We start from the raw sequence: 25,948 nt of genomic DNA, 5'->3' as shown, positions 1-25,948 counted from the left end.
GGGGGCAAGCCCCCTCCCACATTAGAAAGCATTCCAACTCTAGAAGGTTGTAGCCTCTCGAGCATAAAAAATGCCCCGTATCGATTGATACGGGGCATTTCGGTACTGCGCGAAACCGCTGGTTAAGCGATCGCTTCGCTACGCTTGCCGAGCATACGGTCGATCACCACAGCCACAACCAGGGTCATCACCGACGGCACCAGCCATGCCAGGCCTTGCTCGCTCAATGGCAGGTTCGCCAACTGCGACGGCATCCAGCCAGCCAGACCAGCGCCCTTGAGCGCATCGATGCAGCCAAAGATGAACGACACCAGCATCACCGGGCCGACGATGCGGCCCTGCTCCTGCCAGAAGTCTTTGCAGAAGCTCAGGGCCACCAGCACGATGCACGGCGGGTAAATGGCAGTGAGGACCGGGATCGAGAAGGCAATCAGCTTGGTCAGGCCCAGGTTGGACACAAACAGCGAAAACAACGCCAGGATCACTACCAGGGCCTTGTAGGACAGCGGCAGGATTTTGCTGAAGTACTCTGCGCAAGCGCAGGTCAGGCCCACCGCAGTGACCAGGCATGCCAGGGAAATCAGCACCGCCAGGAAGCCGCTGCCCAGGGAACCGAAGGTGTGCTGCACGTACGCGTGCAGAACGGCAGCGCCATTGGCGGCACCGGCAGCCACTGCATGGCTGCCCGAACCCAGGCGGAACAGGCTGACATACACCAGCGCCAGGCCCACACCGGCAATCAGCCCGGCGATGATCGCGTAGCGGGTGATCAGCTTGGGTGACTCGACGCCACGCGAGCGGATCGCGTTGACGATCACAATGCCGAACACCAGTGCGCCCAGGGTATCCATGGTCAGGTAGCCATTGATAAAGCCCTGGGAGAACGACGCAGCCACGTATTCCGGGGTGGCGACACCGACATCACCGGCCGGCAAGGCAAACGCGGCGATGCCGAGGATGGCCAGGGCGATGATCTTCAGCGGCGCGAGGAAGCGACCCACGGTGTCCAGCAGTCGACCTGGGTACAGGGACACGAAGAACACCACCAGGAAGTACACCGAGCTGTAAAGAAACAGCGCCAGCGGACTTTCGCCGGTCAGCGGCGCCAGGCCGACTTCGAACGATACGGTCGCCGTACGCGGGGTGGCGAACAGCGGGCCTACCGCCAGATACGCCGCCGCCGCGAGCAGGCCACCGGCGATCTTGCCGATCGGGCTGCTCAATGCATCCATACCGCCGCCGACCTTGGCCAGGGCAACCACGGTGACCACCGGCAAACCGACCGCGGTGATCAAAAAGCCCAGCGCCGCCATCCAGACATGAGGCCCGGACTGCAAACCAACGATAGGCGGGAAGATGATGTTGCCGGCGCCCACGAACAGGGCAAAGGTCATAAAGCCCAACGCCAGGATGTCCTGGCTTTTCAACACTTTCATTTCGGGAAATACCACACTACTGAATCGGAATTTAGAGAGGGGTTCCCTGTGGATGAGGGAAATACTGCCGGCCCTTATGGGAGCCGACCGGTCTAGCGCGCAGCTTCCTTTTGGGATGGGGGCGCATAAAGAGGCGGCCAGAGTACAGAAATCGACTGACAAACGCACTGTTGCGGGGCGGACTGTCCGATAAGCGACATTCAAATGTCGCGTTTTCGTACTTAATTTTGACAATACAGGCAACTGTGGGAGGGGGCTTGCCCCCGATGAGGGAGTGTCAGTTGAAACATCTCTGACTGAAACACCGCCATCGGGGGCAAGCCCCCTCCCACATTGAACCGAGTACATGCCTGACAAATGAACAAACCCAGAACGCACAAAGGCCACCCTAAGGTGGCCTTTGTGTGGTGAAGCGTCAGTTAAGCGCGAGGCTTACTTGACAGCCCAACCGGTCAGCTCGGCCAGGGCCTTGCCGATGTCTGCCAGCGAACGCACGGTTTTTACACCTGCGTCTTGCAGCGCAGCGAATTTCTCGTCTGCAGTGCCTTTGCCGCCAGAGATGATTGCGCCAGCATGGCCCATGCGCTTGCCCGCAGGGGCAGTCACACCAGCGATGTAGGAAACAACCGGCTTGGTCACGTGTGCCTTGATGTAGGCAGCCGCTTCTTCTTCAGCCGAACCGCCGATCTCACCGATCATGACGATCGCTTCGGTCTTAGGGTCTTCCTGGAACAGCTTCAGGATGTCGATGAAGTTGGAGCCTGGGATCGGGTCACCGCCGATGCCGACGCAAGTCGACTGACCGAAACCGGCGTCAGTGGTCTGCTTCACAGCTTCGTAGGTCAGGGTGCCGGAACGGGAAACGATACCGACTTTACCTGGCAAGTGAATGTGACCTGGCATGATGCCGATCTTGCATTCGCCTGGGGTGATCACGCCTGGGCAGTTAGGGCCGATCAGGACTACGCCCAGCTCGTCGCACTTAACTTTAGCGTCCAGCATGTCCAGGGTAGGAATGCCTTCGGTGATGCAAACGATCAGCTTGATGCCGCCGAATGCTGCTTCCAGGATGGAATCCTTGCAGAAAGGAGCTGGAACGTAGATCACGCTGGCGGTGGCGCCAGTGGCAGCTACAGCGTCTTTCACGGTGTTGAACACTGGCAGACCCAGGTGCTCGGTGCCGCCTTTGCCCGGAGTTACGCCGCCAACCATCTTGGTGCCGTATTCGATGGCTTGCTGGGTGTGGAAACTACCTTGCGAACCGGTAATACCCTGGCAGATAACTTTGGTGTCTTTATTGATCAGGACGCTCATTATTTGCCCTCCGCAGCTTTGACAACTTGTTGAGCAGCGTCGGTCAGGCTGGTAGCCGCGATGATGTTCAAACCGCTTTCTGCCAGTACTTTAGCGCCCAGTTCAGCGTTGTTACCTTCGAGGCGAACAACAACCGGGATTTTAACGCCAACTTCTTTCACTGCACCGATGATGCCTTCGGCAATCATGTCGCAACGAACGATGCCGCCGAAGATGTTGACCAGTACTGCAGCGACGTTGGAGTCGGACAGGATGATCTTGAAGGCTTCGGTAACGCGTTCTTTGGTAGCACCACCGCCCACGTCGAGGAAGTTGGCTGGTTTGCCGCCATGCAGGTTGACGATGTCCATGGTACCCATGGCCAGGCCAGCACCGTTGACCATGCAACCGATGTTACCTTCCAGGGCTACGTAGTTCAGTTCGAACTTGGCAGCGTGCGCTTCGCGCGGATCGTCTTGCGACGGATCGTGGAAAGTCTTCAGCTTAGGCTGACGGTACATGGCGTTGGCGTCGATGTTGATCTTGGCATCGAGGCAATGCAGATCGCCGTCAGCCTTGATCACCAGCGGGTTCACTTCCAGCAGGGCCAGATCGTGATCCTGGAACAGTTTGGCCAGACCGACGAAGATCTTGGCGAACTGGGCAACTTGCTTGCCTTCCAGGCCCAGCTGGAAAGCCAGCTCACGACCCTGGAATGGCTGAGCGCCAACCAGTGGATCGATAGTGGCTTTCAGAATTTTTTCTGGGGTTTCGTGAGCGATCTTCTCGATGTCCACGCCACCTTCGGTGGAAGCCATGAACACGATGCGACGGCTCGAACGGTCAACGACAGCGCCCAGGTACAGCTCTTTAGCGATATCAGTGCACGATTCAACCAGGATCTTGGTGACTGGCTGGCCATTGGCATCAGTCTGGTAAGTCACCAGACGCTTGCCCAGCCACTGCTGTGCGAAGGCCTTGGCGTCTTCTTTGCTGCGAACCAGCTTAACGCCGCCCGCTTTACCGCGACCACCCGCGTGGACCTGGGCTTTGACAACCCACTCGGTACCACCGATTTTGTCGCAGGCTTCTGCTGCTGCTTCCGGGGTGTCTACTGCGTAGCCCTTGGAAACTGGCAGGCCGTATTCAGCGAACAGCTGCTTACCCTGATACTCGTGAAGATTCATGCTTTTTACCGTCTTCGTTAGGTACTGCGCATTCGGCGCTGCGCTCATTATGAGTGCCGCGCCACCTGTGACTGCTGCTTGCGCAACTTGCTGGGCTTAACGCCCGTAAAGCTGCGCAAGACTGCGTCCAGCGGATATTCCGCGGTGAGTCTTGCGCGCAAGGCTCACGACGGGCAACTCCGCCGTGGTTTCTTATTATCTCGCTTAGCGCTTCTTGCGGTTGGCGATGTGGATGGCGCCGCCATTCACTGCCAACGCTGCTTCGTGCAACGCTTCGGACAGGGTCGGATGGGAGAAGACCATCATGCCCAGGTCCTCGGCACTGGTGCCGAATTCCATACCGATCGCGCCCTGCTGAACCAGTTCTGCAGCGCTCGGGCCAATCACGTGGACGCCCAATACGCGGTCAGTCTTGGCATCAGCGATGACTTTGACAAAACCACCGGTGTCGTTGGCTGCCATGGCACGGCCAGAAGCGGCAAACGGGAAGGTGCCGACGTTAACTTCAACGCCTTCAGCTTTCAACTGCTGTTCGTTCTTGCCGACCCATGCAATTTCCGGGTGGGTGTAGATAACCGATGGGATCAGGTCGTAGTTCATCTGGGTTTTGTGGCCCTTGATGCGCTCGACAACCATGATGCCTTCTTCGGAAGCCTTGTGCGCCAGCATCATGCCGCGTACCACGTCGCCGATGGCGTACACGCCAGGCACGGTGGTAGCGCAGTGATCGTCAACGTGGATGAAACCACGCTCGTCGATGTTCACGCCGCTGTCGGAGGCCAGCAGGTCGGTGGTCACTGGACGACGACCCACGGCTACGATCAGCTTGTCGAAGGTGATGGTCTGCTCGCCTTCTTTATCGGTGTAGGTCACCACGACTTCTTCGCCGTTGACCTTGGAACCGGTAACGCGCGCGCCCAGCTTGATATCCAGACCTTGTTTGGTCAGGGTTTTCAGCGCTTCTTTGGACACTGCGGTGTCGGCAGCCAGCAGGAACGTGTCCAGGGCTTCCAGCACAGTCACTTCAGAACCCAGGCGGGACCAGACCGAACCCAGTTCCAGGCCGATCACGCCAGCGCCGATCACGCCCAGACGTTTTGGAACCGATTGGAATTCCAGGGCGCCGGTCGAATCGACGATCACGTTCTGGTCAACTGGAGCAGGCGGAATGTCGATTGGACGCGAGCCTGGTGCCAGGATCACGTTTTCGGCTTCGATGACTTCAACCGAGCCGTCTGGCTTGGTGATTTCAACTTTCTTGCCGGCCAGCAGCTTGCCGTGGCCTTGCAGGGAAGTGACGCCGTTGGCCTTGAACAAGGTGGCAACGCCGGAGGTCAGGCCTTTAACAATGTTGGCTTTACGGCCGACCATTGCGGGTACGTCCATGGTCACGCCAGCATGATTGATGCCGTGGATCGCGAAGCCGTCTTGGGCTTCGTGGAATTTCCAGGAGCTGTCCAGCAGCGCCTTGGAAGGAATGCAACCAACGTTCAGGCAAGTACCGCCCAGTGCCAGTTTGCCTTCCTTGTCGGTGTATTTTTCGATGCAAGCAGTCGAGAGGCCCAGTTGTGCGGCCTTGATCGCGGCAACGTAACCGCCAGGGCCTGCACCAATCACTACAACGTCAAATTTCTGCGACATGAAAATAGTTCCTCTATTTAGCAGCAAGCTTTCAAGCCGCAAGCCCCAGGTCAAGCCGCCCTATGTGGCGGCTTGCCCGGAGCCTGCAGCTGCTTCTATCAGATATCCAGCAGCAGACGAGCCGGGTCTTCCAGCAGGTTCTTGATGGTCACCAGGAAAGTCACGGCTTCTTTACCATCGATCAGGCGGTGATCGTACGACAGCGCCAGGTACATCATCGGGCGGATCACGACTTGGCCGTTGATGGCCATCGGACGCTGGATGATGTTGTGCATGCCCAGGATCGCAGCTTGCGGCGGGTTGACGATCGGCGTCGACATCATCGAACCGAAGGTACCACCGTTGGTGATGGTGAAGGTACCGCCGGTCATCTCGTCGATGGTCAGCTTGCCGTCACGGGCTTTCTTGCCGAAGCCGGCGATGCCGCCTTCGATTTCAGCCAGGCTCATCAGTTCGGCGTTACGCAGAACCGGAACCACCAGGCCACGGTCGCTGGACACGGCAACGCCGACGTCTGCATAGCCATGGTAAACGATGTCGCCGCCGTCGATGGAAGCGTTGACTGCCGGGAAGCGTTTCAGCGCTTCGGTGGCCGCTTTCACGAAGAACGACATGAAGCCCAGGCGTACGCCGTTGTGGGACTTCTCGAACAGATCCTTGTACTTCGAACGCAGGGCCATGACTTCGGTCATGTCGACTTCGTTGAACGTGGTCAACATCGCCATGTTCGACTGAGCTTCAACCAGGCGCTTGGCCACGGTGGCACGTACGCGGGTCATCGGTACGCGCTTCTCGGTGCGGTCGCCAGCGGCGAACACAGGCGCAGCGGCAGCCGGGGCAGCAGCCTTGGCAGGTGCGGCGGCTGGAGCGTTTTTCTTGGCTTCAACGGCAGCTACCACGTCTTCCTTGGTCACACGGCCGTCTTTGCCGGTGCCTTTGATGGAAGCCAGGTTGATGCCATTTTCTTCCGCCAGCTGACGCGCAGCCGGTGCAGCGATTGGGTCTTCACCAGCGGCAGCCGGCGCGGCAGCAGCAGGTGCGGCAGCCGGAGCAGCAGCAGCGGCGGCTGGAGCAGCGGCAGCAGCGCCGCCTGCTTCGATCGAGCCCAGTACCTGGTTCGACAGGACGGTAGCGCCCTCTTCGGCAACGATTGCGCCCAGTACGCCGTCAGCTTCGGCCAACACTTCCAGAACGACTTTGTCGGTCTCGATGTCGACGATCAGGTCGTCACGCTTTACGGCGTCGCCTGGTTTCTTGTGCCAGGTGGCAACGGTGCCATCGGCAACCGATTCCGGGAATGACGGGGCTTTGATTTCGATAGCCATTATCTGTGGGTCCTTAAAATTCGGTTTCAGTCAGCGCGAAGGCGTTAAACAGTGAAAGCATCTTGCAGCAGTTTTTCCTGCTGCTCGGCGTGCATCGACGCATAACCACACGCAGGTGCAGCAGAAGCATCACGACCGGCGTACTCCAGGCCCAGGGCCTTGTTGTGATTGCCGATGCTGCGACGCAAATGATGCTGGCTGCTGTACCAAGCGCCCTGGTTCATCGGTTCTTCCTGACACCACACCACATTGGTGAGGTTGGTGTAAGGCGCGATGGCCTCCATCAGGTCGTCTTCCGGGAACGGGTAAAGCTGCTCGATACGCACGATGGCGATGTCTTCGCGGCCTTCGGCACGGCGTTTTTCCAGCAAGTCGTAGTAGACCTTGCCGCTGCACAGAACCAGGCGCGTGACCTTGGCGGCGTCCAGGGTGTCGATTTCTGGAATCACGGTCTGGAACGAACCGTCGGCAAGATCTTCCAGGGTCGAGATGGCCAATTTGTGACGCAACAGCGATTTCGGGGTCAGCACTACCAGCGGCTTGCGCAGCGGGCGGATCACCTGGCGACGCAGCAAGTGGTAGATCTGGGCCGGGGTAGTCGGCACGCACACCTGAATGTTGTGCTCGGCGCACAGCTGCAGGTAACGCTCCAGACGGGCCGAGGAGTGCTCCGGACCCTGACCTTCATAACCGTGTGGCAGCAGCATGGTCAGACCGCACAGACGGCCCCACTTGTGCTCGCCGCTGGTGATGAACTGGTCGATAACCACCTGGGCACCGTTGGCGAAGTCGCCGAACTGGGCTTCCCAGATCACCAGCGCGTTAGGCGTGGTGGTCGAGTAGCCATATTCGAACGCCAGTACCGCTTCTTCGGACAGGAACGAATCGTACAAGTCGAAACGTGGTTGGCCTTCGTACAGGTTCTGCAGCGGGATGTAGGTGCCCGCGTCTTTCTGGTTGTGCAGCACGGCATGACGGTGCGAGAACGTACCACGGCCGATGTCCTGGCCGGTCATGCGGATCGGGTGACCTTCGAACGCCAGGGTCGCGTACGCCATGGTTTCGGCGTAACCCCAGTTGATCGGCAGGCCGCCGGCTTGCATCTTCTGACGGTCTTCGTAGATCTTCGCAACCTGGCGCTGCACCACGAAGCCTTCTGGAATTTCCAGCAGCTTGGCAGACAGTTCCTGCAGGGTTTTCAGGTCGAACGAAGTGTCGTGACGTGCAGTCCAGGCGTGACCCAGGTACGGGCGCCAGTCCACGAACAACTCTTTGTTCGGCTCTTTAACCAGGCTTTTTACTACATGCAGACCGTTGTCCAGCGCGTTGCGGTATTCATCGATCTTCGCCTGAACACGCGCATCATCCAGCACGCCGGCCTTGGTCAGGCTTTCGGCGTACAGCTCACGGGTAGTGCGCTGCTTGGTGATCTGCTGGTACATCAACGGCTGGGTGCCGCTAGGCTCATCCGCTTCGTTGTGACCGCGACGGCGGTAGCAAACCAGGTCGATGACCACGTCACGCTTGAACTGCATGCGGTAATCGATGGCCAACTGGGTCACGAACAACACAGCTTCCGGATCATCACCATTCACATGGAGGATCGGCGCCTGGATCATCTTGGCAACGTCGGTCGCGTACTCGGTAGAGCGCGCATCCAGCGGGTTGCTGATGGTGAAGCCGACCTGGTTGTTGATGACGATATGAACCGTACCGCCGGTCTTGAAGCCGCGAGTCTGCGACATCTGGAACGTTTCCAGGACCACGCCTTGACCGGCGAATGCCGCGTCACCGTGGATGGAAATCGGCAGAACCTTCTCACCGGTGGTGTCGTTACGACGATCCTGGCGAGCACGAACCGAACCCTCGACCACTGGAGAAACGATTTCCAGGTGGGATGGGTTGAAGGCCATGGCCAGGTGAACTTCACCGCCGGTGGTCATTACGTTGGACGAGAAGCCCTGGTGGTATTTAACGTCACCGGAACCCAGCTCGACCTTCTTCTTGCCTTCGAACTCGTCGAACAGCTCACGCGGGTTCTTGCCGAAGGTGTTGACCAACACGTTCAGGCGACCACGGTGAGCCATGCCGATCACGATTTCCTTGGTGCCGTAGGAACCGGAACGCTGGATCAGCTCGTCAAGCATCGGAATCAGGCTTTCGCCGCCTTCCAGGCCAAAACGCTTGGTGCCCGGGTATTTGGTACCCAGGTATTTTTCGAGACCTTCAGCAGCGGTCACGCGCTCGAGCAGATGGCTGCGCACGTCGGCGGACAGCACCGGGCGGCCGCGCACGCCTTCCAGGCGATGCTGGAACCAGTGGCGTTGCTCGGAATCGGTGATGTGCGTGAACTCAGCGCCGATGGTGCGGCAATATGTCTGCTGCAACGCTTCGTGAATTTCGCGTAGGCTCGCTTCCTCTTTGCCGATGAACAGGTCGCCGGCACGGAAGGTCGTATCAAGATCGGCATTGGTCAAGCCGTAATGATTGATCGACAGGTCAGCAGGTGCAGGACGCTGCCAGAGCCCCAGCGGGTCAAGCTGGGCCGCCTGGTGGCCACGCATCCGGTAGGCCTGGATCAGTCGCAGTACTTCAACTTGCTTCTTCTCGTGCTCACTGCTCACGCTACCGGCGGAAACCGGTTGGGCGCGGCGCTGGTTCTTTGCCAGCAGCACAAACTGATCGCGAATTGTTGCATGCGATACATCGGTGGCAGCGTTGCCGTCTGAAGACAACGTCTGAAATTTGGTGCGCCATTCTTCTGGCACAGCGTTAGGGTCGTGCAGGTAGAGCTCATAAAGCTCTTCCACATAGGCAGCGTTACCACCTGAAAGATAGCCGCTGTTCCACATGCGCTGCATCACGCTTTCTTGCATGCTTGGTCACCCTCGATTTGGGGACACCACCGGCGAAAACACCGAGTTTGCTTGCAAAAGGCCAAGTGCAGCGACCAAAACAAGCCACTTAGGATCACGCTGATAGTTCGGGTACCAACCCGAATGCCCCTGCTTGTCTCATTTCTTCAAAATAAGAGCCGCGGCTTTGTAAGTCGCTGCTCAAGTTAAAACTACGGCGCCGGTTGAAGCCTGCGCCGCAGCATTTACGGGCACAACGGTCCTGCTTTTACTACAACGTCAGTTACACGCCGCTTTGCAGCAGCATGTTACGGATGTGACCAATGGCCTTAGTCGGGTTCAGGCCTTTGGGACATACGTTGACGCAGTTCATGATCCCGCGGCAGCGGAATACGCTGAACGGGTCATCCAGCGAAGCCAGACGCTCGGACGTCTTGGTGTCACGGCTGTCTGCCAGGAAGCGGTACGCTTGCAGCAGAGCAGCTGGACCCAGGAATTTGTCCGGGTTCCACCAGAAGGACGGGCACGAGGTCGAGCAGCAAGCGCACAGGATGCACTCGTACAGACCGTCGAGCTTTTCACGCTCTTCAGGGGACTGCAGACGCTCGATGGCCGGAGCCGGCGTGTCGTTCTGCAGGAACGGCTTAACTTTCTCGTATTGCTTGTAGAAGATGCTCATATCGACGACCAGGTCACGGATAACCGGCAAACCTGGCAGCGGACGAACGATCAGCTTGTTACCTTTAACCACGGCGGACAGCGGCGTGATGCACGCCAGGCCGTTTTTGCCGTTGATGTTCATGCCGTCGGAGCCACAAACGCCTTCACGGCAAGAGCGACGATACGAGAAACCTTCGTCCTGCTCTTTGATCAGGGCCAATACATCCAGCACCATCAGGTCTTTGCCACCGGTATCGACCTGGAATTCCTGCATGAACGGCGCAGCGTCCTGATCAGGGTTGTAGCGGTAAACACTGACTTTCAACATGGCAGCCACCCTTAGTAAGTCCGAATCTTCGGTTCAAACGTCGGAACCGTCTTAGGCGAGAAGTTCACGGCACGCTTGGTTACGCGCTTGTCACCCGGGAAGTACAGGGTGTGGCACAACCAGTTTTCGTCGTCGCGGTCTTCAAAGTCTTCACGGGCGTGAGCACCACGGGACTCTTTACGAACCTCGGCAGCGATTGCGGTCGCTTCGGCCACTTCCAGCAGGTTTTGCAGCTCAAGGGCTTCGATACGAGCGGTGTTGAACGCCTGGCTCTTATCGTTGATCTTGACGTTGGCGATGCGCTTACGCAGGTCAGCCAGCTGGGCGATACCCTTCTGCATGTATTCGCCGGTACGGAATACACCGAAGTAGTTCTGCATGCAGCTTTGCAGCTCGCGACGCAGGGTAGCCACGTCTTCGCCATCGGTGCGCTCGTTCAGAGCGTTCAGACGGGCCAGGGCGGTTTCGATGTTGGCGTCGGTAGCGTCATCGTATTCGATGCCGTCAGTCAGCGCCTTCTCGAGGTGCAGGCCGGCAGCGCGACCGAATACCACCAGGTCGAGCAGCGAGTTGCCGCCCAGACGGTTGGCACCGTGCACCGATACGCAGGCCACTTCACCTACCGCGAACAGACCGTGGATGATTTCGTCCACGCCTTCGGCGTTCTGGGTGATCGCCTGGCCATGAATGTTGGTCGGCACGCCGCCCATCATATAGTGGCAAGTTGGAACAACCGGAACCGGAGCAACCACCGGGTCAACGTGAGCAAAGGTCTTGGACAGCTCGCAGATACCAGGCAGGCGGCTGTGCAGGACTTCTTCGCCGAGGTGATCGAGCTTGAGCAGTACGTGGTCGCCGTTCGGGCCACAGCCGTTGCCGGCGATGATTTCTTTAACCATCGAACGGGCTACTACGTCACGGCCTGCCAGGTCTTTGGCGTTCGGAGCATAACGCTCCATGAAACGCTCGCCGTGCTTGTTGATCAGGTATCCACCTTCACCACGGCAACCTTCAGTCACCAGTACACCGGCGCCGGCGATACCGGTCGGGTGGAACTGCCACATTTCGATGTCTTGCACCGGCACGCCGGCACGCAGTGCCATGCCAACGCCGTCACCGGTGTTGATCAGGGCGTTGGTGGTCGACGCGTAGATACGGCCAGCACCGCCAGTCGCCAGAACAGTCGCCTTGGCGCGGATGTAGGTGGTTTCACCGGTTTCGATGCAGATGGCGATCACGCCAACAAATGCACCGTCGGCGTTCTTCACCAGATCAACCGCGTAGTACTCGTTCAGGAACGTGGTACCGGCTTTCAGGTTGCCCTGATACAGGGTGTGCAGCAGCGCGTGACCGGTACGGTCGGATGCGGCGCAGGTACGGGCAGCCTGCCCGCCTTTACCGTAGTCCTTCGACTGGCCGCCGAATGGACGCTGGTAGATACGGCCTTGCTCGGTACGGGAGAACGGCAGACCCATGTGGTCCAGCTCGAACACCGCAGCCGGGCCTTCCTGACACATGTATTCGATAGCGTCCTGGTCACCGATGTAGTCGGAACCCTTGACGGTATCGTACATGTGCCAGCGCCAGTCATCGTTCGGGTCGGCGGAGGCGATGGCGCAGGTGATGCCACCCTGGGCCGATACAGTGTGCGAACGCGTCGGGAACACTTTGGTGATCACGGCAGTCTTGTGACCACCCTGGGCCAGCTGCAGCGCTGCGCGCATGCCAGCACCGCCGCCACCAATAATGATGGCGTCGAAGGAAATAGTTGGAATGTTAGCCATGAATCAGATACCCCAAAGAATCTGCACACCCCAGACGAAGTACGCGAACATTGCAATGCCGCAGACTGCCTGGAAGAGGAAACGGACTGCGGTCGCGGACTTGCCCAGCGCCATCGGCGTCAGGTAGTCGGTCGCGATGGTCCACATGCCGACCCAGGCGTGTGCGCCCAGGGCTACAAGGGCCAGCAGACTGAAGATTCGCATCGCATTGTGGGCAAACAGGCCGTGCCATTGCTCATAGCCGATGCCCGGGTTTGCGACGAGGTATCCGATCAGGAAAATGAAATAAGCCGCGAGAACAACCGCAGACACACGCTGCGCCATCCAGTCATAGAGGCCCGAACGCGAAAGGTTCGTAACGCTGGTTACCATATCCAAACTCCTGCGAGAACGATCAGCACCACGGAAATGGCGATGATGATTTTCGAGCCACGGCGGCCGCCTTCCAGCGTCTCACCGATGCCCATGTCCATGATCAAGTGGCGCACACCGGCTACCAGGTGATACAGAAGAGAGGACAGGAGGCCCCATGCTACGAACTTGGCCAGCGGGCTGGTCAAGCATGCCTTCACCTCGGCGTAACCTTCCTCGGAACCCAGGGATTTGCTCAATGCATAAAGCATGATGCCCAAGCCCAGGAACAGGATGATGCCGGAAACACGGTGCAGGAACGACGTAACGCCGGTGATGGGGAGTTTGATGGTCCTTAGGTCTAGGTTTACAGGTCGTTGGCTATTCACGGCTTTTTTTCACACTGAAGAGCCCCTAACAATCAGGGCAAAGTTGTTGGGGAGTGCACTGGTCAGGTAAGCACCACCCAGGGAGTGCGACCCCCAATGAAAGCAAGCCCAAAAGCCCTTGGCGGTCGGTGGCCGAGTATAGACAGTTAGGTTACTAATGACAACGCGCGCTCCTCACCCTAATAGCTGATTGCGCTGACGGGATAAAAGGCGTAAATGGCAGTCAATTTCGACGAAAAAGTACGGTTAAAGCCTTCTGGCGCAAGACTTTAGGCAAATTGACATCTGGATTTATATCAATATAGTGGTGCGGGCCCTGCGTGGGGGGTCTGTCTGATGATTTGAAGCATAAATAGGAGGCCACATGGCTGACAAAAAAGCGCAGTTGATCATCGAGGGCGCAGCCCCCGTCGAGCTGCCCATTTTAACCGGCACCGTTGGTCCCGATGTTATCGACGTACGGGGCCTGACGGCCACGGGCCGTTTCACATTCGACCCAGGCTTCATGTCGACCGCCTCTTGCGAGTCGAAGATCACCTATATCGATGGTGACAATGGCATTCTGCTGCACCGCGGCTACCCGATCGAGCAACTCGCCGAACAGTCGGACTACCTGGAAACCTGCTACCTGCTGCTAAATGGCGAATTGCCAACAGCCGAGCAAAAAGCCCAGTTCGTCAGCACCGTGAAGAACCACACCATGGTTCACGAGCAGTTGAAGACCTTCTTCAACGGCTTCCGTCGCGACGCCCACCCGATGGCCGTCATGTGCGGTGTGGTCGGCGCCCTGTCGGCCTTCTATCACGACTCCCTCGACATCAATAACCCGCAGCATCGTGAAATCTCCGCGATCCGCCTGGTTGCCAAGATGCCGACCCTGGCCGCGATGGTTTACAAGTACTCCATGGGTCAACCCATGATGTACCCGCGCAACGACCTGACGTACGCGGAAAACTTCCTGCACATGATGTTCAACACGCCGTGCGAGATCAAACCGATCAGCCCGGTGCTGGCCGCTGCGATGGACAAGATTTTCATCCTCCACGCCGACCATGAACAGAACGCCTCTACTTCTACCGTACGCCTGGCAGGCTCTTCGGGTGCCAACCCGTTCGCCTGTATCGCCGCCGGTATCGCCGCACTGTGGGGCCCTGCCCACGGCGGTGCGAACGAAGCCGTATTGACCATGCTGGATGAAATCGGCGATGTCTCGAACATCGACAAGTTCATCGCCAAGGCCAAGGACAAGAACGATCCGTTCAAGTTGATGGGCTTCGGTCACCGGGTCTACAAGAACCGCGACCCACGCGCCACCGTGATGAAGAAGACCTGCGACGAAGTGTTGAAGGAACTGGGCATCAAGAACGATCCGCAACTCGAACTGGCCATGCGCCTGGAAGAGATCGCCCTGACCGACCCGTACTTCATCGAACGCTCGCTGTACCCGAACGTCGACTTCTACTCGGGGATCATCCTCAAGGCGATCGGCATTCCAACCAGCATGTTCACCGTGATCTTCGCCCTGGCGCGGACCGTGGGCTGGATCTCCCACTGGAAAGAAATGCTCTCCAGCCCGTACAAGATTGGCCGCCCGCGCCAGCTGTACACCGGCTACGAGTCGCGTGACATTACCAAGCTGGAAGATCGCAAGTAAGCAATCAGCTTAGTTGTACCGAGAACGGCCTCCCTTAGTGGAGGCCGTTTTTGTTTGTGGGGCCTGGTGTACCGCCATCGGGGGCAAGCCCCCTCCCACATTGAACCGCATTCCAAAGGTTGTACTCGGCTAACTGTGGGAGGGGGCTTGCCCCCGATGAGGCCAGCACAGCCAACACAGAACCCAAGGCATAAAAAATGCCCCGGCCTTGCGACCGGGGCATTTCTTGTTCAGCAACAACCCTTAGTGGTTAACCGCCCCACTCGCCCCCAGGCCAGTCTGCGAACGCACAAACTGCGGGAAGTACAGCGCACGCTCTTTCTCTGCCGCCGCCGACTTGTCGGTGATGGAGAAGAACCAGATACCGACGAACGCAATGATCATCGAGAACAGCGCCGGGTATTCGTACGGGAAGATGGCTTTTTCATGGTGCAGGATCGACACCCAGATGGTCGGGCCGAGAACCATCAGGCCCACGGCACTGATCAAGCCCAGCCAGCCGCCGATCATGGCGCCACGGGTGGTGAGGTTCTTCCAGTACATGGAAAGCAGCAACACCGGGAAGTTACAGCTGGCGGCAATCGAGAACGCCAGGCCGACCATGAACGCGATGTTCTGGCTTTCGAACAGGATACCCAGGCCGATTGCCAGGACACCCAGAGCGACGGTGGTGATCTTCGATACGCGAATCTCATCCTTGTCGTTGGCCTTGCCTTTCTTGATCACGCTGGCGTACAGGTCATGGGACACCGCCGAGGCACCCGCCAGGGTCAAGCCGGCAACCACTGCCAGGATGGTGGCAAACGCCACGGCCGAGATGAAGCCCAGGAAGATACTGCCACCCACCGCGTTGGCCAGGTGCACCGCCGCCATGTTGTTACCACCTAACAGAGCGCCTGCAGCATCCTTGAACGCCGGGTTGGTGCTGACCAGCAGGATCGCGCCGAAGCCGATGATAAAGGTCAGGATATAGAAGTAGCCGATGAAGCCAGTGGCATACAGCACGCTCTTACGCGCTTCCTTGGCGTCGCTTACGGTGAAGAAGCGCATCAGGATGTGCGGCAGGCCGGCGGTACCGAACATCAGTGCCAGGCCCAGGGAGAATGCCGAAATCGGATCTTTCACCAAGCCGCCAGGGCTCATGATCGCCTCACCTTTAGGGTGAACCTTGATCGCCTCGGCAAACAGCATGTTGAAGTCGAAGTTGACGTGCTTCATCACCATCAGTGCCATGAACGAAGCACCGGACAGCAGCAGCACTGCCTTGATGATCTGCACCCAAGTGGTCGCCAGCATGCCGCCGAACAGCACGTACATGCACATCAGGATGCCCACCAGGATCACCGCTACGTGGTAATCAAGGCCGAACAGCAGTTGAATCAGCTTGCCCGCGCCGACCATCTGCGCGATCAGGTAGAACGCCACCACCACCAGCGAGCCACAGGCCGACAGGCTGCGGATCTGGGTTTGCCCGAGGCGGTAGGACGCCACGTCGGCAAACGTGTATTTACCCAGGTTACGCAGGCGCTCGGCGATCAGGAACAGAATGATCGGCCAGCCCACCAGGAAGCCGATCGAGTAGATCAGGCCGTCGTAGCCGGAGGTGAACACCAGCGCGGAAATCCCCAGGAAGGACGCCGCCGACATGTAGTCGCCGGCAATTGCCAGGCCGTTCTGGAAACCGGTGATCTTGCCGCCGGCCGCATAGTAGTCGGCCGCCGACTTGTTGCGCTTGGACGCCCAGTAGGTGATGCACAGGGTGGCACCGACGAACGCGACGAACATCACGATGGCGGAGACGTTGAGCGGTTGCTTGTGCACTTCGCCGGTCAATGCGTCCGCCGCCCAGAGGGCAGGAGCAAAGAGCGAAGCGCCGAATAGAGCCAGTAGACGCCGGATCATTGCGCAGCCTCCTTGAGAATCGCATTGTTCAGGTCGTCAAACTCGCCATTGGCCCGGCGCACATAGATGCCGGTCAGGATAAAGGCCGACACAATCAGCCCGACGCCCAGGGGAATGCCCCAGGTAATCGACGAACCGGGGCTGATCTTGGCCCCCAGCACTTGTGGCCCGTAGGCGATCAACAGGATGAAAGCGGAGTAAAGCCCTAGCATGATCGCCGAGAGAATCCAGGCGAACCGTTCCCTTTTTCTCACCAGCTCCTTGAAACGCGGGCTGTTTTGAATCGAGAGGTAAATGCTGTCGTTCATTGTTTTTATCCTCGCAGCACAGCTTTTTATTATTTTGGAACATATCCACTGTATTCGGCTGCGGGACAGGTTCCAGACGACCTTAGTCTTAGATCGAGTGTAGCGAGGGATTGTGGGGGTGCAGAAACATTTGCAGGGGGAGAAATCAATGTGGGAGGGGGCTTGCTCCCGATAGCAGTGATCAGCCAGCACATGTATCGCTGACAGACCGCTATCGGGAGCAAGCCCCCTCCCACAGGGGTAGATCAGGGGATGTTACTTACCCGTCCACTCAGCGACACGCTCTGGGTGCTTGGCCACCCAATCCTTGGCCGCTGCATCAGGCTTGGCACCTTCTTGAATGGCCAGCATGACTTCGCCGATTTCGTCCTTGGAGGCCCACTGGAATTTCTTCAGGAAGGCCACGACTTCCGGCGCTTTCTTCTCCAGGCCTTTGCTGCCGATGCTGTTGACGGTTTCAGCGGCTCCGTAAATCCCTTTTGGATCGTCGAGGAAACGCAGTTTCCACTTGGCGAACATCCAGTGTGGCACCCAACCGGTAACCGCAATGGACTCCTGCTTGTCTTCGGCACGGGTCAACTCGGCGATCATCGCGGCGCCCGAGCTGGCTTGCAGCTTGTAGTCCAGGCCATAGGCCTTGATGGCTTCGTCGGTCTTGAGCATCACGCCTGAGCCGGCGTCGATGCCGACGATCTTGTTCTTGAAGGTGGTGTCGGTCTTGAGGTCTTCGATGGACTTGGCCTTGACGTACTCCGGCACGATCAGGCCGATCTTCGCATCCTTGAAGTTGGGGCCGTAGTCGACCACCTTGTCCTTGTTCTTGGCCCAGTACTCGCCGTGGGTCACGGGCAGCCAGGCGGAGAGCATGGCGTCGAGCTTGCCGGTGGCCACGCCCTGCCACATGATCCCGGTGGCGACCGCTTGCAGTTTCACGTCATAACCGAGCTTTTGCTTGATCACCTCTGCCGCCACGTGGGTGGTGGCAACGCTGTCGGACCAACCGTCCACATAGCCGATGCTCAGGGTTTTGCTGTCGGCACTGGCCAGTGTGGAGCTCATCGCAACTACCAGCGTGGCAGCTGCGCCCAAGAGTCGTCGCATCTTCATCGTACTTCCCCGAAAGTGCTGCGCCCGGCGGATGCCGAGCGACGTCAACCTGTTGTTATGTGGTGCACCCGCGCCCCCTTCACGCGCATCGATCCGGTGGCGGCGACATCAGTGGAGTGCTGACACTTCGATAATCAACCTGCCGGCGCCATCGACCTGCTCTGTCAGCGACCTCATGCAAGCAAGAAACGACATCACATAGCCAGCAGGACGCTTTGTAGGACTTGGCGACCAAATCCCGCCCGAACTTTGCATGTCAAAATTATGCAGCCCCACTGGGACGGGGCAATTCCGGGTAAGATGCGCGCCTTTGCTCCCCCAGATAAGCCGACCATGCCCGCGAATGCCCGCTTCCCTGCCCTGCCCTATTGTTTCGCTCTGATCCTCGGCCTGCTGGCCCTTGTCGGCTACTGGTATGGTCTCGGCCGCCCGGTGGTGCTGCCCGACGTCGCGAGCGCCAGCCACAAGCTGCAATGTGCGTCCTATACGCCGTTCGACAAAGACCAATCGCCCTTCGACCAACCGTTCACGCTGCGCCCCGAGCGCATGGACGCCGACCTGGCCTTGCTGGCCACGCGTTTCGAATGCATTCGCACCTACTCCATGACTGGCCTGGAAGCCCTGCCGGACATGGCGCGCAAGCATGGCTTGAAGCTGATGGCCGGCGCCTGGGTCAGCAGTGACCCGGTGGCCACCGAAAAAGAAATCGACGAGCTGATCGCTGCTGCCAACGCCCACCCCGACGTGGTGACCTCAGTGATCGTCGGCAACGAAGCGCTGCTGCGCAAGGAAGTCACCGCCACGCAACTGGTGAAGCTGATCCATAAGGTAAAAAGCCAGATCAAGCAGCCGGTCACGTATGCCGACGTCTGGGAGTTCTGGCTGCAACACCCGGAAATCGCCCCGGCCGTGGATTTCCTCACCATCCACCTGCTGCCGTATTGGGAAGATGACCCTTCGGGCATCGACCAGGCCCTCAAGCACGTGGGCGATGTACGCCAGACATTCGGTCACAAATTTGCGCCCAAAGACGTGATGATCGGCGAAACCGGCTGGCCCAGCGAAGGCCGCCAGCGCGAAACAGCGGTGCCGAGCCGGGTCAACGAGGCCAAGTTCATGCGCGGTTTCGTGGCCATGGCCGAGGCCAATGGCTGGCACTACAACCTGATCGAAGCCTTTGACCAGCCGTGGAAACGCGCCAGTGAAGGTGCGGTCGGCGGGTATTGGGGCTTGTTTGATGCGGACCGTCAGGACAAGGGCATCCTCGCCGGGCCGGTGACCAATGTGCCGTACTGGCCGCTGTGGCTGGGCGTGGGCGGGATCATTCTGCTGGGTACGCTGGTGCTTGGCGGTCGTGTTCGTAGCACTCGTGCGGCGCTCGCTCTGCCACTGCTGGGTGCGGTGGCCGCCTGCTCCATTGGCACGTGGGCCGAACTGACCCGCGTGACCGCGCGCTTCAATGATGAATGGGTATGGGCAGGCCTGCTGATGGGATTGAACCTGCTGGTGCTGGCCCACGCCGCGCTGGCATTGAGCGCTCGGGAGGGTTGGCGCGAACAGGCGTTCAATCGGCTGGAACGCCGCGCGGGCTGGCTGGTGGCTATCGCCGGGTTTGCCGGCGCGGTGATGATGCTGTCGTTGGTATTTGACCCGCGCTACCGCAGCTTTCCGAGTGCGGCGCTGGTGTTGCCGGCGTTGGTGTACCTGGTGCGGCCGGTGACCGGACCGCGTCGGGAAATCGCGCTGCTGGCGTTTATCATCGGTGCTGGAATTGCGCCGCAGCTGTACCGCGAAGGTCTGTTGAATCAACAGGCGTGGGGTTGGGCGGTAGTAAGTCTGTTGATGGTTGCAGCCTTGTGGCGTTGCTTGCGGGTGCGTAAGGCTTAACAGCGCCATCGGGGGCAAGCCCCCTCCCACACTGGACCGGGTTCACACATTTCAACGTGTGAATACAGTCAAATGTGGGAGGGGGCTTGCCCCCGATGATGCCCTGTCAGGCAACCCGAGGCTTCCTGACCAACCGCAACCCTGCAATCACCACCGCAAACACCGCTAACGTGGTGTTGTACAACGCCAACGCCGGCAACCCGAACACCATCCCCAGCACTGCCAACCCCCAACCTGCACGGCCCGGCACAAAAAACGCCAGCACCGCCGACACCAATGCCGCCCACCCCAGCACCTTGAAGTGAATCATCAACCCCAGGTTCGCGCGCAGTTGGCATTCCCAGCGGCTGGCGTCATCGGCACACAGGCCGACCCAGCGGCCATCCTCCATAAAACCGTAACGCGCGCCATAACTGGCAGCCAACCACAATGGCAGGGCAATAAGCAGCAATATCAACGGCAAGCGACGGGACATGGGGCACTCCGATAGGCAAAAACGGCGCTCAGCTTAATGCCCCGGCGGCCTTTAGCAAGGTGCATACATACAATAAGTGTTCAGGTATGCGTGCCAAAGTGTATCGTCTGGCTACTATTACCCCGATTCCTACGTTATTTTCCGATTTTTCGTGCCGAGAGCTGGCACTTCGGTGGCAACGCGGTGGTCATAGCCTGCGAACTTCATTCAGCACGTTTCCTCTTAGGGATTAAGTCATGCTCCGTTCCTTGCGCTGCGCTGCCTTGCTGGGCAGCCTTTTTTTGAGTGCGTCAGCACTGGCCGTCGACGTCGACCCAGCCACCTATGGCTTCCCTTTGACCAATCCGTTCGAAGCGACCATCGCCACCACGCCGCCAGACCTCAGGCCCACCTTGCCGAGCAATGACGAGATCAACCAGTCCGACTACACCCTGAACATGCGTCCCGAGCGCGAGTTCAGCCTGCCGGACAACTTCTGGGCGGTGAAGAAGCTCACGTACCGCATCGCCAAGCAAGACCGCGCTGCACCGCTGATCTTCCTGATCGCCGGCACCGGTGCGCGGTTCGACAGCAGCATCAACGAATACCTGAAAAAGCTGTATTACCAGGCCGGCTACCACGTGGTGCAGCTGTCTTCGCCAACCAGCTTCGACTTCATCGCCTCGGCTTCGCGCTTTGCCACCCCCGGCATCAGCCAGGAAGATGCCGAAGACATGTACCGCGTGATGCAGGCCGTGCGTGCGCAGAACGCCTCGCTGCCGGTCACCGATTTCTACCTCACTGGCTACAGCCTGGGTGCGTTGGACGCGGCGTTCGTGAGCAAGCTGGACGAGACACGCCGCAGTTTCAACTTCAAGAAAGTGCTGCTGCTCAACCCGCCGGTCAACCTCTACACCTCGATCACCAACCTCGACAAGCTGGTACAGACCGAGGTCAAGGGCATCAATAACACCACCACTTTTTATGAGCTGGTGCTGAACAAGCTGACCCGTTACTTCCAGCAAAAGGGCTATATCGACCTCAACGACGCCCTGCTCTATGACTTCCAGCAGTCCAAGCAGCACCTGACCAACGAACAGATGGCCATGCTGATCGGCACCTCGTTCCGCTTCTCGGCCGCCGACATTGCCTTTACCTCGGACTTGATCAACCGCCGCGGCCTGATCATCCCGCCGAAATACCCGATCACCGAAGGCACCAGCCTTACGCCGTTCCTCAAGCGTGCGCTGCAATGCGACTTCGACTGCTACCTCACCGAACAAGTGATTCCGATGTGGCGTGCGCGCTCCGACGGCGGCAGCCTGCTGCAACTGGTCGACCAGGTCAGCCTGTACGCCCTCCAGGACTACCTGCACACCAACCCGAAAATCGCCGTCATGCACAACGCCGACGACGTGATCCTCGGCCCTGGCGACCTCGGTTTCCTGCGTAAAACCTTCGGCGATCGCTTGACCGTCTACCCGCTGGGCGGCCATTGCGGCAACCTCAATTACCGCGTCAACGCCGACGCCATGCTGGAGTTCTTCCGTGGCTAAATATCTTCTGCTGCTTGCTGCCTTGATGTGCGCAGGCGTGGCCAATGCCGACAACAGCAAGGCCCACGAGCCGACTGTGGCGGGCTCCGATGGGTTCAAGGAACCGCTGACCAAGCTCAAGTTCAACCCGGGCCTGGACCAACGTGAATTTGAACGCTCGTCCGTCAACGCCCTGAACGTGTATGACCCGCTGGAGTCGTGGAACCGCCGCGTGTACCACTTCAACTACCGCTTCGACCAATGGGTGTTCCTGCCGGTAGTCAACGGCTACACCTACGTGACCCCAAGCTTCCTGCGCACCGGCGTCAGCAACTTCTTCAACAACCTGGGCGACGTGCCCAACCTGTTGAACAGCCTGCTGCAACTCAAGGGCCACCGCTCCCTGGAAACCACCGGACGCCTGCTGCTCAACACCACCATCGGCATCGCCGGCCTGTGGGACCCGGCGACCGCCATGGGCCTGCCGCGCCAAAGCGAAGACTTCGGCCAGACCCTTGGCTTCTACGGCGTGCCCAGCGGCGCTTACCTGGTGCTACCGGTCTTCGGGCCGTCGAACCTGCGTGACACCACCGGGCTGCTGGTGGATTACACCGCTGAAAATCAGATCAACTTCCTCAACGTAGCGGAAGTCAGCTCCAACCACCCGGAAGTCTGGGCCCTGCGCGCGGTCGACAAGCGCTACCAGACCAGCTTCCGCTACGGCCAGATGAACTCGCCGTTCGAGTATGAGAAGGTGCGCTACATCTATACGGAATCGCGCAAGTTGCAGATTGCCGAGTAAGCAAGACCCACAAAAAAAGGCCATTCGATTGAATGGCCTTTTTTTGTGCCCACCCCTTATGCCCTGAGCGTTTTCCAGGTCTTGCCGACCACACTGACCACCGCCAGTACGAGCGCACCCGCGATAATTCCCACCACCGCATTCAGCAGCGGCGGCACCAACCACGCCACGCCGCCCGCGCCCTGGCTGACGGTCTCGATCCAGTGATGCACCACCGGCACCCCGTGAGTGAGAATCCCACCGCCCACCAGGAACATCGCCGCCGTGCCGATCACCGACAAGCTTTTCATCATGTAAGGTGCCGCGCGCAGGATGGCGCCGCCGATACTGCGCGCCGCCTGGCCAGGCTTCTGGGTGAGCCACAGGCCCAGATCATCGAGCTTGACGATACCGGCAACCAGCCCGTACACGCCGATGGTCATGACAATCGCAATGCCCGACAACACGATCACCTGCTGCATCAGCGGCGCATCGGCCACGGTGCCGAGGGTGATGGCGATGATTTCGGCGGAGAGGATGAAGTCGGTGCGGATCGCGCCTTTGATCTTGTCCTTTTCGAAGGCCACCAGATCGGTTGCGGGGTCTGCCACAGCCTCTGTCAGTTGTGCATGCTCGGCCTGATCCTCGGCCTTGCTGTGGAGAAACTTATGGGCCAGCTTTTCGAAACCCTCGAAGCACAGGTAGGCACCGCCGAGCATCAACAGCGGCGTGACGGCCCAGGGCGCGAACGCGCTGATCAACAGGGCGGCCGGCACCAGGATCAGCTTATTGACGAACGAACCCTTCGCCACTGCCCACACCACGGGTATTTCGCGCTCGGCGCGCACGCCGGAGACTTGCTGGGCATTGAGCGCCAGGTCATCACCCAGTACACCGGCGGTCTTCTTCGCCGCCATTTTTGTCATCAACGCCACATCGTCGAGCACAGCGGCGATGTCGTCGATCAGTACCAGTAAGCTGCTTCCTGCCATGGAGGACATTCCTGCGGTGAGAGTGCCGCGAATATAACGCGGCGACGTTCAGGGAAGCGAGCCTGCACTGCCCAGGCTGCCGATCAATTCCAGGAGGCCAGTAGCGCAGTGGCGGCTTGGGTGAGGTCACTTTTCCTTCAGCTCAAAGCGCAAACCTCCTGCTTCAGCCTACGAAGAAACCACCGCACTCTCCGGAACCACCTGACTCGACAACGCCACATAAACTCGAACCAAAAAGTCTCGCGTTCAAATTGACAGGAAATGAAGCGTCCACTCAGCACCTTATTTCCGACGATGCACATTCAATTCAAGGTAACAAACATGCACATTAATAGTCCGCGCCTTGACACGATCCAATTTCCTGGCAATCAGTCCGCCGCCACGAGTGCAGCAAAACAAGCACCGGCTTCGGCCATGGGCGTAGAGGGAAACACGCAAGTGCCGTCACCGAGTGGCAGGCCCTTGGGGGATAGGCGTACTGAGCTTGAGATCGAATACGACAATCCTATTCTCAACTCTGGCCCATTGTGGTTGAGCAACCCTTTCCCACCAGGAGGGAGCGCGAGCCGGGGCGAACTGCTTAATGACCTCAAGCGCCATGTTGGCGACTTCTCCCTCTCTAATCGAGACCTTGAATCCCGGGCCGACGCCATGTTCAACTTGGTACAGGTCTTGAAGCATATTGACGCTGAACCCAACCAACGAGGCGACGGGCAACTGTCCGATGTTTCCACAGCCGGACAGCCTTCAGAACAAGACCGCGTGCGCGAATTTGCCGCCAAGGGTTATGGCGTTCTCAAGCCCCTGAATCAGGCCCCAACGCAGAACACCGTCCCCACCGCCCATGCCGGGCTGGCACCTGGCGACAACCGTAGCCTTGAGCAAATTACCGCCAACCCTCTGTTCAAGGCGTTCGACGCACCCACCCCGAGCTCAGTGCTGAAGGACTTCCAGAAAGTACTCGGCGGGGATTGGAACAATCCCAAATTCCCCGAACACATTCGCAGGCATATCGCCGCAGATGCCGAGCGCGTCCTTCAATACATCGACAAGTCGGTGGGTGACGAACCCAAACGCAATAATGGAGTGGTCGAAGGCACTTTCCATAGTACGTATAAATTACTGGGCGAAACGTTGAGTCCAGAGGACTTTACCCTCGATAACTCCCCGGCCAGGAAGCTTGTGGAATTCAGCCAACAAGGCTATCGCGCACTAAGCAACTGACGCTGATCGCTGCAGCGCGTAGCAGAGTACGCGCTGTAGCCCTTGCGCAAGCGGCGGGCGACCTCGCCACGCCACGCCGGCAGGTTTCTTGAGCGCTGCGCAGAGCCGGTGCTACCATGCGCAACCGCCTGTCCTGGCAAGGAATCTTCTGGTTTATGAGCACCATTCGCGAGCGCAACAAAGAAAAGATCCTGCGGGCGGCGAGCGAGGAGTTTGCCGACAAGGGCTTCGCCGCGACCAAAACCAGCGACATCGCCGCCAAGGCCGGGCTGCCCAAGCCCAACGTCTATTACTACTTCAAGTCCAAGGACAACCTCTACCGCGAGGTGCTCGAAAGCATTATCGAGCCGATCCTGGCCGCGTCCACGCCTTTTAACCCGCAGGGCGAACCCAAGGAAGTGTTGAGTAATTACATCCGCTCGAAAATCCGCATCTCACGCGACCTGCCCTTTGCCTCCAAGGTATTCGCCAGCGAAATCATGCACGGCGCACCGCACCTGAGCAGCGAGCAGGTCGAACAGCTGAATGCCCAGGCCAAGCACAATATCGACTGCATTCAGAGCTGGGTGGATCGCGGCCTGATCGCCGCCATAGACCCCAATCACCTGATGTTCAGCATCTGGGCAGCGACCCAGACCTACGCCGATTTTGACTGGCAGATCTCGGCAGTGACCGGCAAGGCCAAGCTCGATGAAGCGGATTATGAGGCGGCGGCGCAGACGATTATTCGGTTGGTGCTCAAGGGGTGTGAGCCCGATTGATAGACCGAGTCGCCTGTGCCAATCGGGAGCAAGCCCCCTCCCACATTTGATCGGTGCCAGACACACAATGTATGAACACCGCAAAGCCACTGTG

General features: G+C 59.0%; 21 protein-coding genes. 6 read left to right on the top strand and 15 right to left on the bottom strand.

The genetic code is table 11. The features are described from left to right. Positions 1 to 122: 122 nt before the first annotated feature. From brnQ to sdhC, 10 genes are all read right to left on the bottom strand, one after another. On the bottom strand, positions 123 to 1,436 hold the full coding sequence (gene brnQ / locus GIW02_RS12840) for a branched-chain amino acid transport system II carrier protein (RefSeq protein WP_236410961.1): 1,314 nt from the start codon (positions 1,434 to 1,436) through the stop codon (positions 123 to 125). A 432-nt stretch (positions 1,437 to 1,868) separates the two neighbouring features. After that, positions 1,869 to 2,750 carry a succinate--CoA ligase subunit alpha gene (gene sucD / locus GIW02_RS12835; RefSeq protein ID WP_003172813.1) on the bottom strand — a complete coding sequence of 294 codons (882 nt, stop codon included), beginning with the start codon at positions 2,748 to 2,750 and terminating at the stop codon, positions 1,869 to 1,871. After that, positions 2,750 to 3,916 (bottom strand): ADP-forming succinate--CoA ligase subunit beta, encoded by a 1,167-nt coding sequence (gene sucC / locus GIW02_RS12830; protein ID WP_003233235.1) that lies wholly within the window; start codon positions 3,914 to 3,916, stop codon positions 2,750 to 2,752. The genes sucD and sucC overlap by 1 nt, the downstream gene beginning before the upstream one ends. A 204-nt stretch (positions 3,917 to 4,120) precedes the next feature. Then, positions 4,121 to 5,557: a dihydrolipoyl dehydrogenase gene (lpdA, locus tag GIW02_RS12825; protein ID WP_116629678.1), complete on the bottom strand. Its 1,437-nt coding sequence runs from the start codon at positions 5,555 to 5,557 to the stop codon at positions 4,121 to 4,123. Between the two features lie 98 nt (positions 5,558 to 5,655). Continuing rightward, a complete protein-coding gene (gene odhB / locus GIW02_RS12820; RefSeq protein WP_236421888.1) occupies positions 5,656 to 6,882 on the bottom strand; it encodes a 2-oxoglutarate dehydrogenase complex dihydrolipoyllysine-residue succinyltransferase in 1,227 nt (408 codons plus the stop codon). A 44-nt stretch (positions 6,883 to 6,926) separates the two neighbouring features. After that, the gene (locus GIW02_RS12815) at positions 6,927 to 9,758 is read right to left on the bottom strand and encodes a 2-oxoglutarate dehydrogenase E1 component (RefSeq protein WP_101268129.1); all 2,832 of its coding nucleotides are present in this window, start codon (positions 9,756 to 9,758) and stop codon (positions 6,927 to 6,929) included. Between the two features lie 262 nt (positions 9,759 to 10,020). After that, positions 10,021 to 10,725 carry a succinate dehydrogenase iron-sulfur subunit gene (locus GIW02_RS12810; RefSeq protein WP_003172807.1) on the bottom strand — a complete coding sequence of 235 codons (705 nt, stop codon included), beginning with the start codon at positions 10,723 to 10,725 and terminating at the stop codon, positions 10,021 to 10,023. A gap of 11 nt (positions 10,726 to 10,736) precedes the next feature. Further along, a complete protein-coding gene (gene sdhA / locus GIW02_RS12805) occupies positions 10,737 to 12,509 on the bottom strand; it encodes a succinate dehydrogenase flavoprotein subunit (RefSeq protein WP_017529313.1) in 1,773 nt (590 codons plus the stop codon). A 3-nt stretch (positions 12,510 to 12,512) separates the two neighbouring features. Beyond that, the gene (gene sdhD / locus GIW02_RS12800; RefSeq protein WP_003233245.1) at positions 12,513 to 12,881 is read right to left on the bottom strand and encodes a succinate dehydrogenase, hydrophobic membrane anchor protein; all 369 of its coding nucleotides are present in this window, start codon (positions 12,879 to 12,881) and stop codon (positions 12,513 to 12,515) included. Beyond that, the gene (gene sdhC, locus GIW02_RS12795) at positions 12,875 to 13,249 is read right to left on the bottom strand and encodes a succinate dehydrogenase, cytochrome b556 subunit (RefSeq protein ID WP_101268124.1); all 375 of its coding nucleotides are present in this window, start codon (positions 13,247 to 13,249) and stop codon (positions 12,875 to 12,877) included. Before sdhC ends, sdhD begins: the two co-directional genes overlap by 7 nt. Positions 13,250 to 13,613: 364 nt before the next feature. On the opposite strand from sdhC, the gene gltA reads away from it, so the two are divergent. Then, positions 13,614 to 14,903 (top strand): citrate synthase, encoded by a 1,290-nt coding sequence (gene gltA, locus GIW02_RS12790; RefSeq protein ID WP_003210575.1) that lies wholly within the window; start codon positions 13,614 to 13,616, stop codon positions 14,901 to 14,903. Between the two features lie 243 nt (positions 14,904 to 15,146). Here the strand turns inward: gltA and GIW02_RS12785 are convergent, their stop codons facing one another. The 3 genes from GIW02_RS12785 to GIW02_RS12775 all read right to left on the bottom strand — a co-directional run bounded on the left by GIW02_RS12785 (position 15,147) and on the right by GIW02_RS12775 (position 18,220). Further along, a complete protein-coding gene (locus tag GIW02_RS12785) occupies positions 15,147 to 16,805 on the bottom strand; it encodes a cation acetate symporter (RefSeq protein ID WP_236410963.1) in 1,659 nt (552 codons plus the stop codon). Beyond that, a complete protein-coding gene (locus GIW02_RS12780; protein WP_003190001.1) occupies positions 16,802 to 17,113 on the bottom strand; it encodes a DUF485 domain-containing protein in 312 nt (103 codons plus the stop codon). The genes GIW02_RS12785 and GIW02_RS12780 overlap by 4 nt, the downstream gene beginning before the upstream one ends. 255 nt (positions 17,114 to 17,368) lie before the next feature. Then, positions 17,369 to 18,220: a glycine betaine ABC transporter substrate-binding protein gene (locus tag GIW02_RS12775; protein ID WP_236410964.1), complete on the bottom strand. Its 852-nt coding sequence runs from the start codon at positions 18,218 to 18,220 to the stop codon at positions 17,369 to 17,371. Positions 18,221 to 18,553: 333 nt separating this feature from the next. On the opposite strand from GIW02_RS12775, the gene GIW02_RS12770 reads away from it, so the two are divergent. Beyond that, positions 18,554 to 20,107: a glycosyl hydrolase family 17 protein gene (locus GIW02_RS12770; protein WP_236410965.1), complete on the top strand. Its 1,554-nt coding sequence runs from the start codon at positions 18,554 to 18,556 to the stop codon at positions 20,105 to 20,107. A gap of 106 nt (positions 20,108 to 20,213) precedes the next feature. On the opposite strand, the gene GIW02_RS12765 is transcribed toward GIW02_RS12770, so the two are convergent. Further along, on the bottom strand, positions 20,214 to 20,582 hold the full coding sequence (locus GIW02_RS12765) for a hypothetical protein (RefSeq protein ID WP_236410966.1): 369 nt from the start codon (positions 20,580 to 20,582) through the stop codon (positions 20,214 to 20,216). A gap of 236 nt (positions 20,583 to 20,818) precedes the next feature. Here GIW02_RS12765 and GIW02_RS12760 point away from each other — a divergent pair, with 236 nt between their 5' ends. After that, on the top strand, positions 20,819 to 22,117 hold the full coding sequence (locus tag GIW02_RS12760) for a serine/threonine protein kinase (RefSeq protein WP_236410967.1): 1,299 nt from the start codon (positions 20,819 to 20,821) through the stop codon (positions 22,115 to 22,117). Beyond that, entirely contained in the window at positions 22,110 to 22,898 is a 789-nt protein-coding gene (locus GIW02_RS12755) for an MlaA family lipoprotein (protein ID WP_236421887.1), read from the top strand. The genes GIW02_RS12760 and GIW02_RS12755 overlap by 8 nt, the downstream gene beginning before the upstream one ends. Positions 22,899 to 22,954: 56 nt before the next feature. Here the strand turns inward: GIW02_RS12755 and GIW02_RS12750 are convergent, their stop codons facing one another. Continuing rightward, the gene (locus GIW02_RS12750; RefSeq protein WP_236419727.1) at positions 22,955 to 23,869 is read right to left on the bottom strand and encodes a DUF808 domain-containing protein; all 915 of its coding nucleotides are present in this window, start codon (positions 23,867 to 23,869) and stop codon (positions 22,955 to 22,957) included. A 261-nt stretch (positions 23,870 to 24,130) separates the two neighbouring features. On the opposite strand from GIW02_RS12750, the gene GIW02_RS12745 reads away from it, so the two are divergent. Together GIW02_RS12745 and GIW02_RS12740 are read left to right on the top strand one after the other, a co-directional pair. Next, positions 24,131 to 25,093 (top strand): hypothetical protein, encoded by a 963-nt coding sequence (locus GIW02_RS12745; RefSeq protein WP_236419729.1) that lies wholly within the window; start codon positions 24,131 to 24,133, stop codon positions 25,091 to 25,093. A gap of 155 nt (positions 25,094 to 25,248) precedes the next feature. Further along, the gene (locus GIW02_RS12740; protein ID WP_236419731.1) at positions 25,249 to 25,854 is read left to right on the top strand and encodes a TetR/AcrR family transcriptional regulator; all 606 of its coding nucleotides are present in this window, start codon (positions 25,249 to 25,251) and stop codon (positions 25,852 to 25,854) included. Positions 25,855 to 25,948: the final 94 nt, after the last annotated feature.

The sequence above is a fragment of the Pseudomonas syringae genome, from assembly GCF_021606685.1.
Lineage (GTDB): Bacteria > Pseudomonadota > Gammaproteobacteria > Pseudomonadales > Pseudomonadaceae > Aquipseudomonas > Aquipseudomonas syringae_R.
The sequence above is the reverse complement of the archived record's forward strand: the minus strand, read 5'-3'. Positions and strand labels throughout refer to the sequence as shown.